The sequence below is a fragment of the Blautia hansenii DSM 20583 genome (genome assembly GCF_002222595.2).
Classification (GTDB): domain Bacteria; phylum Bacillota; class Clostridia; order Lachnospirales; family Lachnospiraceae; genus Blautia; species Blautia hansenii.
The window spans coordinates 2,805,460-2,818,894 of record NZ_CP022413.2; the positions used below are offsets into that span (position 1 = coordinate 2,805,460).

A 13,435-nucleotide genomic window follows, 5' to 3' on the forward strand; every position below is an offset into this window, starting at 1 on the left:
TACCGGAAAGACAGGTTTCCTTTTTTCACCCTTATTATCCAAACTGACTCATATAAAGTGCCGCATATTTCCCATTCTTTTTCATCAATTCCTCATGATTTCCCACTTCTTTAATATCTCCGTCCTCCATGTAGAGAATCATATCTGCATCACGAATTGTAGATAATCGATGGGCTATCACAAAGCTGGTACGTCCTTTCATAAGCTCTGCCATTGCTTTTTGAATTAATACCTCTGTGTGAGTATCTACATTACTAGTAGCCTCATCTAAAATCATAATTTCCGGATCAGAAGCAATTGCACGGGCAATGGTCAAAAGCTGACGCTCACCTTGCGAAATATTTTCTGCACCTTTTGTGAGCACCATATCATATCCACCAGGAAGTGTTTTAATAAAATTATGTGCACAAGCCGATTTTGCTGCTTCTTTCACTTTCTCTTTTGTCATGTTATCTTCTGCATATCCGATATTTTCACCAATGGTTCCTTCAAACAACCAGGTATCCTGTAAAACCATACCAAATCGGTTACGAAGTTCTTCTCTGCTCATATCTGTAATTCTAACGCCATCCACTTTAATTGCACCTTCATTTACTTCGTAAAAACGCATCAATAAGTTAATTAATGTTGTTTTTCCAGCTCCTGTCGGTCCTACTACCGCAACCTTTTGTCCCGGTTCCACTGTCAGATTAATACCATTCATCAACAAATGCTCCGGTCTATATCCAAATTTTACATTTTCAAATGTTACTCGTCCACTACAATCATTAGGAACGATACATTGCTGGCTATCTGGTATTTCCTCTTCTGCATCCAGCAGACTAAAAATACGTTTACCTGCTGCCGCTGCCGCACCAAAACTTCCTACCATTCCTGCAATCGCAGAAAAAGGTTCTGCAAAACGCCATGTATATTCTAGCATTGCCTGCACATTTCCCACTGCAATTTTTCCTGCAATTGCCCAAAGACATCCAATCGCTGCACAAAGCACATACCCTAAATCGTTTACAAGGGTAGTAATAGGACTTATTGCTCCCGCTGTGGTTTCTGCCTTCCGAGAACTATTTTTCAATGCGTCATTCAACTGTGCAAATCTCTTTTTTGCACGTTCTTGATAGTTAAATGTCTGAACAACAGATTGTCCATTATACATTTCTTCCACATACCCATTAAGTTTTCCAAGCAGTTCCTGCTGTTCTCCATAATGCTTTTCACTCGCCTTCATGACACCGGCAGCACTTAAAAGAGAAAGTGGTACCATAATAATCGGAATCAGAGACAAGGAAGGGCTTATCAACAACATCATCACAAGTACACCAATCGCAGTTGTCACCTGAGTTACTGCTGCTGTTAAATTTTGACTGATTGCATTATTTATAGTATCCACATCATTAGTAATAATACTGAGAATATCACCATGAGTGTGTACATCATAATAATTCAGTTTCAAGCGATGCATCTTTTCATTAATTTCCCGGCGAATGGTCTGCATAACATTTGCAGTAATTTTTGCCATCCCAAATCCCTGTAAAAAAGAAAACGTCTGGGAAATAAAATATAGTGCAACTAATGCAGCTAAAAGCCATAAAATAGTTTCCCAATAAAAAACGCCATCCTCTATACTTGCAAAAAGTGTTGTTGTTACTTTTCCCACAAGAAATGGTGCAAGAACCATAAATGCAGTACTAATAACAGCTGATAATAAAACCAAACACAAACGCAAACGATATTCCTTCAAATACTTCAATAGCCTTTTAAATATGATTGCATTTTTCATTCAAATCTGCCTCCTTTCCTAATTGTATTTCTGCGATTTCACGATAAAGAGAACAAGACTTTAACAGTTCCTCATGTGTTCCATTTCCCACAATCTGTCCATCATCTACTACCAAAATGCGATCCGCATCCACAATGGTACTAATCCTCTGCGCTACCATAATAACCGTTGCATCGCCAATATTCTTTTTTAAATTTTCACGAAGCTGACGATCTGTTTTCATATCCAAAGCGGAAAAACTATCATCAAATACATAAATTTCCGGTTTTTTCATCATTGCACGAGCAATCGCCATACGTTGTCTCTGTCCTCCTGACAAATTTGTACCACCTTGTGCAATCATATCATAATATCCTTGCTTTCTTTTACTTATAAACTCATCTGCACATGCAATACCTGCTGCCTGCTCCCAGTCTTCCTCCGTACCATTTTCTTTTCCAAAATTAAGATTTTCTCCGATATTTCCTGAAAACAGTACATTTTTTTGAGGAACATATCCAATCATAGAACGTAAATCCTCTGTACGATATTCTTTCGCATTTATACCATCAACCAATACTTCTCCGAACATTGGATCATATAATCTTGGAATCAATTTTAAAATACTTGATTTTCCTCGCCCTGTTCCTCCTATAATTGCAGTTACTTCTCCCGGTCGTGATATAAAGCTTATATCTTTCAATATCGGTTCATCTGCTCCCGGATAAGCAAATGTTACATGACGAAATTCTACTGTTGCATGCATAGTTTTCTCTTTCATTGAAAATTTTCCATCACGAATAGAACTCTCTGTTTCTAAAACTTCAGAAATTCTTTTCGCACAAGCATAACTCGTTGGAAACATCATAATTACTAACGATAACATCATCACTGAAGTCAGCACCATACTAATGTACTGACTATTTGCAACCAGAGAACCAACCTCCATAGCACCTGTATTAACATAATAAGCACCCATTCCTAAAACAGCTGCCGTAGTTACACCAAAAATCACACTAATGGCAGGCATTAAAAGGCTGGTGATACGACCTGCTGCCATTGCTGTTACGGCATAATCCCTATTTGCATTCTCAAAACGTTCACTCTCGGCTTTCTGTCTGTTAAATGCACGAATAACACGTACCCCTTCCAAAGACTCTAAAAATAAACGGTTAATCTGATCCAGCTTTTTTCGCAAACTTATAGAATAGCGAGAAGCCAATACCACAATCACAGTTAATGCTATCAGTAAGACAGGAATGGCTATCAACAGTACTGAACTGACTTCACCTCCTGTTGCAGCTGAAAAAATAAGTCCTGCTGCAGCCATCATAGGTGCAAGTAAACCAATTCGAAGCATCAGTGTCAAAAAATTCTGTACATTAGTAATATCAGAAGTGCTTCTTGTCACAAGGCTTGCCGTCCCAAATTTATCCATTTCCGCTGCTGAAAATTCCTGCACTTTAGAAAAAACTTGATTTCGTAGTTGTGCTGCAAAATCTGTAGAAATATAAGATGCTATTTTCACAGATAAAAAACTGATAATACAAGAAAATACTGTAACACCTGCCATAATTATTGCATACATCCAAATTACACGATTTTCTCCTTCTGCAACACCATGACTAATCATCTGTGCCAAAAAAGATGGTAAAAGCATTTGCCCTATCGCTGACAATAATACCAGTGCAAACAATAAAATTATTTGCCTTGATTTCAGCTTTACTTTTGAAAATATTGTTTTCATAAGAACCTTTTCTCCTCTCTTGATTTTTCCTTAATCTGGGGGTATCATATACTATACAGTTACTGTATAGTCAAGAGTTTTTTACTACATAAAACACAATTTCCTATAAAATAAAAAAAGCTGATTGATAAATCATCAATCAACTTTTTCTCACAGCTTTTAATATATATCCGCCATTCCTAATGATGCAGGAAGTCTTATTTTCTGTATTATTCCAATAATCTGCCCTGATAAAAGAACAGTCAAAAGGGAATATAAAATTTTATTTAATGGAATATAACTAAGGGATATGAAAAGCACAACAAGGTCACTGGCCAAATAAATCCACTGAATATCTACAGGCAGTACCGAAGATAAACTCATAGCAAGAGCGTCATCTCCTGTAGGAGCTCCTCCCACCCTTACACAAATTCCCACACTAATACCTACAAAAAGCGCACCTACCACAGCTGCTAAAAAAGGCATCTCACCAATTTGAGGAAACAGTGGATCAAACTGTTCAAAAATCCCATAAAAAACAGAAAATCCTATGGCAGATATAAAGGAAAATACAAGGAAACGTTTCCCTAAAATTTTCCATCCTAAGAAATAGCACAATGCCGTCAGAAGAAAACCGGAAAATGATGGTGAAATTCCAAACCAATGTTCCAAAAGAAGTGTCAATCCAAGAATACCTCCTTCTGTAACATTAGATATAGAATGGACATTATAAAGCCCAAAAGCCAACAAGGCACTTCCCGCCAGCAGAAGCAAAACAGAAGATAATTTAATTTCTTTCCAAATAGAACGCATTTTTCTTTCCTTTCTTTTGATAATTCTGAACCCATTATAAACTCTAGTATTATACTAGAGTCAAGCAGGAGAATATAAATAATGAAACAGTATTTTAAAATCGGAGAAATTTCTAAATTGTATAAAATTGGAGTTGATTCTATACGCTATTACGAAGAAATTGGTTTAATACAGCCAGAGCGTTCTGAATCCGGCTACCGCCATTACAGTATACATGATATTTGGCGATTAAATGTAATCCGTGATCTCCGCTCCATAGGCTTTACTATGGAGCAAATCCGAGAATATTTGGAAAATCACACTACTTCATCTTCCTTAAAACTTTTAGAAGAAGAACAAGAAGTAATCCAACAGCAAATGCAGTATCTCCAAAAACTACAAAAAAATGTAGCACAGCGACTAAATACCATACGCTGTGCCCAGACTCTTCCACTTTATAAAATTGAACAAATCACACTGCCTCCCCGCCGCTGTCACAATCTGTCCGAAGGTTATCATGCTGCTGAAGAAATGGACATTCTGATTGAGCGTCTTATTAACCTGGACAAAGACAGACTGTATATCATTGGAAGCAATCAAATTGGAACCAGGATTTCCCTGTCTGCCCTGCAGGATAAAAAAGTTCTTTCCTATCAATCTGTGTTTCTTATTGACGAGCAAGGTGAGAATTTCATTCCCGGAGGAGACTATCTTTGTGTCACCTACCGAGGCAGTTATTCCCAAAGCACTCAATGGGGACTGAAACTGGCAGAATATGCTAAAAAGCACCATCTCACTGTCCATGGTGAATTATTGGAACTACTGTGGGTAGATATTCATATTTCTTCAGACGAAACAGAACATATTACACAATTACAGCTCCCTGTTAAAAAAATCTCATAGAGCGTAATTTCTTATGGAATAAAAAGACTGGGGAACTTCCCCAGTCTCAGACTATATATCTAATTTTCTGCCTCTTCCACAGGCTCCTCCGCCAATACTTGTTCGTACTTTTCCAGAATAATATTCTGTATCTTTTCTCTGGTTGCTGAGTTAATCGGATGTGCGATATCTCTATATTCTCCATCTGTTGCCTTGCGGCTTGGCATAGCAATAAACAGTCCTTTTTCGCCTTCAATAACCTTGAAGTCATGTACTACAAACTCTTCATCAATGGTAATAGAAACCACTGCTTTCATTTTGCCTTCCTTTGCTACACGTCTTACTCTTACATCTGTGATGTTCATAATGTCCTTCCCCTTTCATTGCCGCCTTTTGCAGTCGTATTTTTCTGTCTTTTATTTTGGAGTCTGTTCCACTCAGGCATTTTGCCTAAAGAACATAGCGGTCATTCCTCTCAACTACGATTTTGATACCGTCTTCTCCGCTGTAATAGGAATTTGCATGAATAGTATCCCTGCTTTCCACAATACAGTTCTCAATGTGTGTGTTATCCCCTAAATATACATCGTTTAAAATAATAGAATTCTTAATCACACAATTATTGCCAACAAAAACTTTCTTAAACAATACAGAATTTTCTACCGTACCGTTGATGATACATCCGCTGGAAATCAAACTGTTTTTCACAGATGAACCCGGATTATATTTTGCCGGTGGCAAGTCATCAATTTTAGACTGTACTCCCGGATACTGACGGAAGAAATAATCTCTGATTTCCGGCTTCAAGAAATCCATATTTGTCTTGTAGTAAGACTCTACCGTAGCGATGTTGCTCCAATAAGAATTAATCTTATAGCCATAAATACGTTTCAGATTTTTATAACGGATTAAAATATCTTTAACAAAGTCATAACGACCTTCCATACCGCATTTTTCAATTAACTCGATAAGCTGTCTTCTTCGGATAACATAAATACCGGTAGAAACCGTATTAGACTGCGCTACCATTGGTTTTTCATCAAATTCTTCAATTCTGCAGTCCTCATTCATTTTAACACAGCCAAAACGAGTAGCATCTTCATCGTTCACATCTGTACATACAACAGTGATATCCGCTCTTTTGGCAATGTGATATTCCAAAACCTTATTATAATCCAGCTTGTACACACAATCACCGGAAGCAATTACCACATACGGCTCATGACTGTTTTTCAGAAAATCCAGATTTTGGTAAATGGCATCTGCCGTGCCACGATACCAAAAGCTGTTATCCGGTGTAATGGTAGGAGTAAAAGTAAACAAACCGCCTTGTTTTCTTCCGAAATCCCACCATTTTGAGGAGCTTAAATGCTCGTTTAAGGACCTCGCATTATACTGTGTCAATACTGCTACCTTTTGAATATGGGAGTTTGACATATTACTAAGAGCAAAGTCGATGCTGCGGTAGCTTCCCGCTACGGGCATAGCTGCAATCGCTCTCTTATTTGACAATTCTTTCATTCTGTAATTATTGCCGCCGGCAAGAATAATACCTATTGCTCTCATTCTGTCTCACCTTCCTTATTCAAAATTTCTCCGCTGTCCAATATTCCGTCCGGATAATCCTCAGGTGCAGTTGCACCTACAACCGCTGTATTTTTTCCAATGCTGACATTGGATGGAATTACTGTATTTGCTCCCACTGTTACCAGCCCAAAGGAGTATACGTTTGGTTTAATTTTATTCAGCACTTCTTCACCGATACCCATGACTACGTTATCACCCACTGTTACGTTTTCTGCAATAATGGCTTTGTCAATCACATCATGTTCTCCGATGATTGTCCCTTTCATAATAATGGAGTCACGAATAACCGCTCCTTTTTTAATGGTAACGCCTGCGCCGATTACAGAATTATGTACTTCACCGTAAACCTCTGTTCCTTCTCCGATAATACTCTTTTCTACAACAGCGTCTGCGGCGATATATTGTGGAGTAATTACATCACCCTTTGTGTATATTTTCCAGAATTCTTCATATAAATTAAATTCAGGAATAATATCAATGAGCTCCATGTTTGCTTCCCAATAAGAACCTAAGGTACCTACATCTTTCCAATATCCGTTGTATTCATAAGCAAACAATCTCTGTCCCTTATCTTTGCAATATGGAAGAATGTGTTTACCAAAGTCGCAGCCTGACTGGTCTTTTAAGGCAATCAGCGCTTCTTTTAAAACAGGCCAGCTGAAAATGTAAATTCCCATAGAAGCAAGATTACTCTTAGGCTCCGCAGGTTTTTCTTCAAATTCAGTAATCCTTCCTGTTTCATCTGTAATTGCCAAACCAAATCTGGATGCCTCTTCCCATGGCACCGGCATACATGCTATGGTCACGTCCGCCTTATTTGCCTTGTGGAAATCCAGCATAATTTCATAATCCATTTTGTAGATATGGTCACCACCCAAAATCAACACATAATCTGGATTATAATTTTCCATATATGCCAGGTTCTGGTAAATCGCATTCGCTGTACCTGTATACCATTCTGTATTTGTTTTCTTTTCATAAGGAGGCAAAATGGAAACTCCTCCTACATTTCTATCCAAATCCCATGGGATTCCTATACCAATATGGGTATTCAAACGCAAAGGCTGGTACTGAGTCAGTACACCAACTGTATCTACACCTGAATTGATACAGTTGCTCAGTGGAAAGTCGATAATTCTGTACTTTCCTCCAAAGGTTACTGCCGGTTTTGCTACCTTTGCAGTGAGAACGCCAAGTCTGCTGCCCTGACCGCCGGCCAGAAGCATCGCAATCATCTCTTTCTTAATCATGCCATCACCTCTTGTATCTTTCTATGATGCTACCATTATATCACACTGCATCTAAAATGTGAACATATTTACCAATTTTTTTTCGACATTTTTATACTTTTTGTTACATTTTACCTATCCTTTACAGCCGTTTTTCAAATAAGGGGTTTCCATTTTAAAGAAACTTGATTATAATAGGAAATAAAATATATTTTAAAGAAGGGATTATTATGTATCAGATTGATTTTCATAAACCGCTTCACATCCATTTCATTGGTATCGGCGGTATCAGTATGAGTGGACTTGCGGAAATACTTTTGGGAGAAGCTTTCCCAATCTCCGGTTCTGACTCCAAAGTCTCTGAACTTACTCAGCATTTGGAAGAAAAAGGGGCAAAAATTTATATCGGCCAGCGAGCTTCTAACATTACAGACGATATTGACCTTGTGGTATACACAGCGGCAATTCACGAGGATAATCCGGAATTTGCCTGTGCCAAAGAAAAAGGTATTCCTATGATTACCCGTGCAGAGCTTTTAGGACAGATTATGAAAAATTACCGTCTTCCCATTGCAGTAGCAGGAACTCACGGCAAAACAACCACGACCTCTATGATTTCTCACGTACTTTTAGAGGCTGAGGCTGACCCAACGATTTCCGTAGGCGGTATTCTTCCTGCCATTCATGGAAATATCCGTGTAGGAAATTCCGAAACATTTATAACTGAGGCCTGTGAATACACAAACAGCTTTTTAAGCTTTTTCCCGAAAATCAGCATTATTTTAAACATTGATGCGGACCATCTGGATTTCTTTAAGGATTTGGATGACATTCGCCACTCTTTCCGTTTATTTGCAGAAAAGCTTCCTGCCGACGGTACTTTGATTATTAACGGCGATATTCCAAATGTAGAAGAAATCACTGACAAGCTTCCGTGTGAAGTCATTACTTATGGACTGGAAAAAGCTGCGGACTACACTGCGGCAAATATTACTTTTGATGAAACAGCACACGCTTCTTTTGACTGTCTGCATAAAGGACAGTGTATCGGCAGATTTTCTCTTGCCGTACCCGGACTTCACAATGTATCCAATGCTCTCTCTGCCATCGCCTTAGGTGAGAAGGTTGGTTTTGACTTAGATACTGTAAGACGTGGAATTCTGCATTTTGGCGGAACAGACCGCCGTTTCCAGTACAAGGGGAAAGTAGCCGGCGTCACAATTATTGACGACTATGCACATCATCCGACAGAAATTGCGGCAACCTTAAAAACAGCCGCAAATTATCCGCATAAAACAACATGGTGTGTATTCCAGCCTCATACTTACACTCGTACAAAAGCCCTGATGGATGAATTTGCAGATGTGCTTGCAACCGCAGAGCGTGTAATTTTAGCAGATATTTATGCTGCCAGAGAAACGGATAATCTGGGAGTTTCTTCCTCTGACTTATGTGACAAAATCAACGAAAGAGGCGGAAAAGCTTATTATTTCCCTACTTTTGATGAAATTGAAGCATTTTTATTAGAAAATTGTATCAACGGAGATGTGTTGATAACTATGGGTGCCGGAGATGTGTATAAAATCGGCGAAAGTATCCTTGGTCAATAGAGTTATCCACACTATCCACTAAGTCTTCCACATGTTCATACCCCTGAGCATGTGGATTTTTTTGTGCATTATATAGTTGACATAATTCGACAGCAGTTGAAGCAAAAATATGTTAAATTCCTTATTTTTTCGACAATTTTAGGTTTGCAATAAAAAGCCATCCACTTTTTTATCCACATTATCCACATTTCCCACAAATTTCTTTATCCTCTTGTGTTTTTTGCTGTCGAAAAAAAAGCTGGTTCTCTTTTCAAAAGTTCTGTGCTATACTGAACATGATTATAAAGATAGTATGGAAACGTAAAGGAAGTGTAACATGGGACAATTTAAAGTTTATAACAGCTTTCCGGAGGAATTTACCTTTATTTCTAATTCTTTTCTGGATTTTTATATGCCGTCCGCTAATGGAGAATTTGTTAAAATTTATCTCTATCTTCTGCGTCACGCATCCGGAAAAGGAACTGCATTAAATTTATCCTCTATCGCTGATGCTTTTAATTGTACAGAGGCAGATATTCAGAGAGCTCTCCGCTACTGGAAAAACTGCGGTGTGCTGGACATTGTTTTTGACGGAAACGGAAATCTGAGGGAAATTGTATTTCATTCTCCAAAGGAAAAGCAAGCTTCGCTCAATGAAACTGCAGTCACTGCGGAAAAAACAGTATCCGCCGATTTTTCACTTACACCGGATAAAGTCAAAGAGCTGAAAAATAACAGTGAAGTGCGGCAGCTTCTGTTCATTGCGGAACAATATCTGGGAAAAAATCTTTCCCCTACCGATATGCAGACTTTACTCTATTTATATGACGAGGTAAAGCTTTCTTCAGACCTGCTGGAATACCTGATTGAATATTGCGTGTCTAAGGGCAGCACCAGTATGGCATATATTAAGAAGGTGGGGCTTGCTTGGGCAGAGCAGAATATTACCACCGTCACCGAAGCAAAAGAGGAAACAAACCTCTATAACAAAAATTATTTTACTATATTAAGAGCTTTTGGTATTAAAAACCGAAATCCTCTGGATAAGGAAATCCAATACATGAATTTATGGCTGAACCAGTATGGATTTACGCTGGAAATTATCTCCGAAGCATGTAATCGCACAGTTCTTGCAACGGGAAAAGCAAGCTTTTCTTATGCTGACAGTATTTTAGAAAGCTGGTTTAAAAAGGGGGTTCATCATTTATCTGATATCGATGCTTTAGACCAGAGCTTCCAGCAGAAAAAGGCTGCCAAAACTACGGCATCCAAACCTCAGCCTGCTCCGTCAAAGAATAAATTTAACAATTTCCATCAGCGAAATTACAACATGGCAGAGCTTGAAAAACAACTTCTGAACAAATAAGGTAAGGAGATTTACTGTGTCACTTAAAAACTTTCAATATGACGCACTTATGCGCAGCTATAATCAAAAGCAGCTTCTTCATAAGCATGAACAAAGTGAACGAATTGCACAGGCAGAAGAAAAAATGCCCAGACTGGCAGAAATCCGCAAGGAAATTGCGGCTCTTGGACTTTTAAAAGCCCGCATTGTCCTTGGCGCTGTAAAAGAGGAGGACTTTAATCTTTCTGAAAAAATACAGCAGCTTTCCAAGGAACGTGCAGCAATTCTTGCACAAAACGGTTATCCTAAGGATTATCTGGATATGCACTATGACTGTCCTCTTTGCAAGGATACCGGCTACATCGGTTCTGAAAAATGTGCCTGCTTCCAAAAGGCTGCCGTTGATTTACTGTATACCCAGTCTAATATCCGAAGCATCTTGAACACAGAGAATTTCAGTCATTTTTCTTTTGATTATTATTCTTCTGATTTTACAGATGCTTCCAGCGGAATTACTTCTTTAGACTCTGCGAAAAATGCTTATGAAAAATCATGGGATTTTATTGACGACTTCCCCTCTGGCAATAATCTCCTTATTTACGGAGATACCGGTGTGGGAAAGACTTATCTTACCCACTGTATTGCAAAAGAACTTTTAGACCGTTCTTTTTTTGTTTTATATTTTACTTCTTTCGATTTATTTGATTTGTTGTCTAAAAATGCCTTTGAAAAGGACGCAGAAGCCGCCGATATGGCACAATTTGTTTTCGACTGTGATTTGCTCATTATTGATGACTTAGGCACAGAGCTTACCAACAGCTTTATTTCTTCTCAGCTCTTTTGCTGCATCAATGAGCGAATTATCAATAAAAAATCAACTGTTATTTCTACCAATCTTACTATGGAAGATTTTCTGGATACCTATTCAGAAAGAACCTTTTCCAGAGTCACCAGCAAATACACCCTGCTGAAGCTGGTCGGAAATGACATAAGAATTCAAAAAAGACTTTTAGGAGGAAAATGAAAATGTCACCAATGCCACCAAAAACTGCAACCCCTTTAGATTCCCTTCCTGTGGGACGTCTTGGTATTATTCCGTTAAAAAGCTGTGAAAAGCTGGGAAACAAGGTAAACGATTACATTGTGAACTGGAGAAAAGACCGAGACCATCAGGAAAAAAATGACCTGAAATTTGAAGGCTATCAAAGAGAGTCCTATTTAGTAAATGCACAGACTCCTCGTTTTGGCTCAGGAGAAGCCAAAGGTGTTCTGGGTGAGTCAGTACGTGGTGATGACCTTTACCTCATGGTAGATGTATGTAACCATTCCCTTACTTACAAGGTTTGCGGACAGGAAAACCACATGTCACCGGATGACCATTTTCAGGATTTAAAGAGAATTATCGCTGCCGTAGGAGGAAAAGCCCGCAGAGTAAACGTAATTATGCCGTTTCTCTATGAAAGCCGCCAGCACAAAAGAACAGGCAGAGAGTCTTTAGACTGCGCTCTGGCGCTTCAGGAGCTGACTAATATGGGTGTAGACAACATCATTACTTTTGACGCTCACGACCCTCGTGTACAGAATGCAATCCCTCGCCACGGCTTTGAAACAGTTCAGCCGGCTTACCAGTTTATCAAAGGACTGTTTCGTGCAGAGCCTGATTTGGCTGTTGACAGCAACCATTTAATGGTTATCAGCCCTGATGCAGGCGGTACGGGACGTGCGATTTACCTTGCAAATGTACTTGGCGTAGATATGGGTATGTTCTATAAACGCCGTGATTATTCCACAATCATAGACGGAAGAAACCCTATTGTTGCTCACGAGTTCTTAGGCGCTGACGTTTCCGGAAAAAACATGATTATCATCGATGATATGATTTCCTCCGGTGACAGTATGTTAGAGGTAGCTGCACTCCTGAAACAAAGAGGCGCTGCGAAAATCTTTATGTGCTCCACTTTTGGTCTTTTCACCAACGGTTTGGAAAGATTTGACAAGGCTTACAAGGAAGGTACTTTTGACCGTCTGCTCACTACCAATCTGGTATACCAGACAGATGAGCTGTTGGAAAAACCTTATTATGTAAACTGTGATATGAGTAAATATATTGCCTTAATTATTGATACTTTAAATCATGACGGTTCTATCAGCAAACTTTTGAACCCTGTTGAACGTATCAATAAACTCCTGAAAAAACATAGCGAAAGTCTGAAAAAATAAAATCTTATCTTGAAATTAACAGATTTTAGGATTATAATAAAAGAAAAAGTTCATATATTTTTCAGCGTCAGGAGGTGCCACTATGAAAGATAAATTTATCCCTATTTTAAGTGTTTGTACTGCGTTATTTGCAATTTTGTATGCCGGCTATGTTTATCAGGTTACACAGGATATCAGCCTTGTAACTGTGGTTTTGTTAATTGCTGGTCTGGCACCTGCAATTCATACGGCATGGAATTATGTGAAGATTAAAATGGAAGAATATGAAAATACACATTTTAAACATCATTATCATTGCTAATTTTTTCT

At 38.6% G+C, this 13,435-nt stretch carries 12 protein-coding genes; 6 read left to right on the top strand and 6 right to left on the bottom strand.

All coding sequences use genetic code 11. The features are described from left to right. Positions 1-34 precede the first annotated feature (34 nt). The 3 genes from CGC63_RS14160 to CGC63_RS14170 form a co-directional block, all read right to left on the bottom strand. The gene (locus CGC63_RS14160) at positions 35-1,777 is read right to left on the bottom strand and encodes an ABC transporter ATP-binding protein (RefSeq protein WP_003022334.1); all 1,743 of its coding nucleotides are present in this window, start codon (positions 1,775-1,777) and stop codon (positions 35-37) included. After that, positions 1,755-3,503, bottom strand: a complete 1,749-nt coding sequence (locus CGC63_RS14165; protein WP_089438712.1) for an ABC transporter ATP-binding protein — start codon at positions 3,501-3,503, stop codon at positions 1,755-1,757. Before CGC63_RS14165 ends, CGC63_RS14160 begins: the two co-directional genes overlap by 23 nt. Positions 3,504-3,662: 159 nt before the next feature. After that, a complete protein-coding gene (locus tag CGC63_RS14170) occupies positions 3,663-4,295 on the bottom strand; it encodes a YitT family protein (protein WP_003022329.1) in 633 nt (210 codons plus the stop codon). Between the two features lie 81 nt (positions 4,296-4,376). On the opposite strand from CGC63_RS14170, the gene CGC63_RS14175 reads away from it, so the two are divergent. After that, positions 4,377-5,177 (top strand): MerR family transcriptional regulator, encoded by an 801-nt coding sequence (locus CGC63_RS14175; protein ID WP_003022327.1) that lies wholly within the window; start codon positions 4,377-4,379, stop codon positions 5,175-5,177. 59 nt (positions 5,178-5,236) lie between these two features. Here the strand turns inward: CGC63_RS14175 and spoVG are convergent, their stop codons facing one another. From spoVG to CGC63_RS14190, 3 genes are all read right to left on the bottom strand, one after another. Next, positions 5,237-5,521, bottom strand: coding sequence for a septation regulator SpoVG (spoVG, locus tag CGC63_RS14180; protein ID WP_003022325.1), 285 nt, complete (start codon positions 5,519-5,521; stop codon positions 5,237-5,239). A gap of 85 nt (positions 5,522-5,606) precedes the next feature. Beyond that, positions 5,607-6,722 carry a glucose-1-phosphate adenylyltransferase subunit GlgD gene (gene glgD / locus CGC63_RS14185; RefSeq protein WP_003022324.1) on the bottom strand — a complete coding sequence of 372 codons (1,116 nt, stop codon included), beginning with the start codon at positions 6,720-6,722 and terminating at the stop codon, positions 5,607-5,609. Further along, the gene (locus CGC63_RS14190) at positions 6,719-7,993 is read right to left on the bottom strand and encodes a glucose-1-phosphate adenylyltransferase (RefSeq protein ID WP_003022323.1); all 1,275 of its coding nucleotides are present in this window, start codon (positions 7,991-7,993) and stop codon (positions 6,719-6,721) included. The genes glgD and CGC63_RS14190 overlap by 4 nt, the downstream gene beginning before the upstream one ends. Positions 7,994-8,202: 209 nt before the next feature. Here CGC63_RS14190 and murC point away from each other — a divergent pair, with 209 nt between their 5' ends. The 5 genes from murC to CGC63_RS14215 all read left to right on the top strand — a co-directional run bounded on the left by murC (position 8,203) and on the right by CGC63_RS14215 (position 13,427). Continuing rightward, complete coding sequence (murC, locus tag CGC63_RS14195) at positions 8,203-9,582, top strand: UDP-N-acetylmuramate--L-alanine ligase (protein ID WP_009246871.1); 1,380 nt, start codon at positions 8,203-8,205, stop codon at positions 9,580-9,582. A gap of 316 nt (positions 9,583-9,898) precedes the next feature. Beyond that, a complete protein-coding gene (locus CGC63_RS14200) occupies positions 9,899-10,927 on the top strand; it encodes a DnaD domain protein (RefSeq protein ID WP_003022319.1) in 1,029 nt (342 codons plus the stop codon). A 16-nt stretch (positions 10,928-10,943) separates the two neighbouring features. After that, positions 10,944-11,930 carry an ATP-binding protein gene (locus CGC63_RS14205; protein WP_003022318.1) on the top strand — a complete coding sequence of 329 codons (987 nt, stop codon included), beginning with the start codon at positions 10,944-10,946 and terminating at the stop codon, positions 11,928-11,930. Positions 11,931-11,932: 2 nt separating this feature from the next. After that, positions 11,933-13,126: a ribose-phosphate pyrophosphokinase gene (locus CGC63_RS14210; protein ID WP_022239522.1), complete on the top strand. Its 1,194-nt coding sequence runs from the start codon at positions 11,933-11,935 to the stop codon at positions 13,124-13,126. Positions 13,127-13,208: 82 nt separating this feature from the next. Further along, positions 13,209-13,427, top strand: coding sequence for a hypothetical protein (locus tag CGC63_RS14215; protein WP_003022315.1), 219 nt, complete (start codon positions 13,209-13,211; stop codon positions 13,425-13,427). Positions 13,428-13,435: the final 8 nt, after the last annotated feature.

Coding starts and splice junctions, on each gene's coding strand:
- glgD (WP_003022324.1), bottom strand. CDS start 6,722: ATGAGAGCAATAGGTATTATTCTTGCCGGCGGCAATAATTACAGAATG.
- CGC63_RS14215 (WP_003022315.1), top strand. CDS start 13,209: ATGAAAGATAAATTTATCCCTATTTTAAGTGTTTGTACTGCGTTATTT.
- CGC63_RS14200 (WP_003022319.1), top strand. CDS start 9,899: ATGGGACAATTTAAAGTTTATAACAGCTTTCCGGAGGAATTTACCTTT.
- CGC63_RS14210 (WP_022239522.1), top strand. CDS start 11,933: ATGTCACCAATGCCACCAAAAACTGCAACCCCTTTAGATTCCCTTCCT.
- CGC63_RS14160 (WP_003022334.1), bottom strand. CDS start 1,777: ATGAAAAATGCAATCATATTTAAAAGGCTATTGAAGTATTTGAAGGAA.
- CGC63_RS14170 (WP_003022329.1), bottom strand. CDS start 4,295: ATGCGTTCTATTTGGAAAGAAATTAAATTATCTTCTGTTTTGCTTCTG.
- spoVG (WP_003022325.1), bottom strand. CDS start 5,521: ATGAACATCACAGATGTAAGAGTAAGACGTGTAGCAAAGGAAGGCAAA.
- CGC63_RS14190 (WP_003022323.1), bottom strand. CDS start 7,993: ATGATTAAGAAAGAGATGATTGCGATGCTTCTGGCCGGCGGTCAGGGC.
- CGC63_RS14175 (WP_003022327.1), top strand. CDS start 4,377: ATGAAACAGTATTTTAAAATCGGAGAAATTTCTAAATTGTATAAAATT.
- CGC63_RS14165 (WP_089438712.1), bottom strand. CDS start 3,503: ATGAAAACAATATTTTCAAAAGTAAAGCTGAAATCAAGGCAAATAATT.
- murC (WP_009246871.1), top strand. CDS start 8,203: ATGTATCAGATTGATTTTCATAAACCGCTTCACATCCATTTCATTGGT.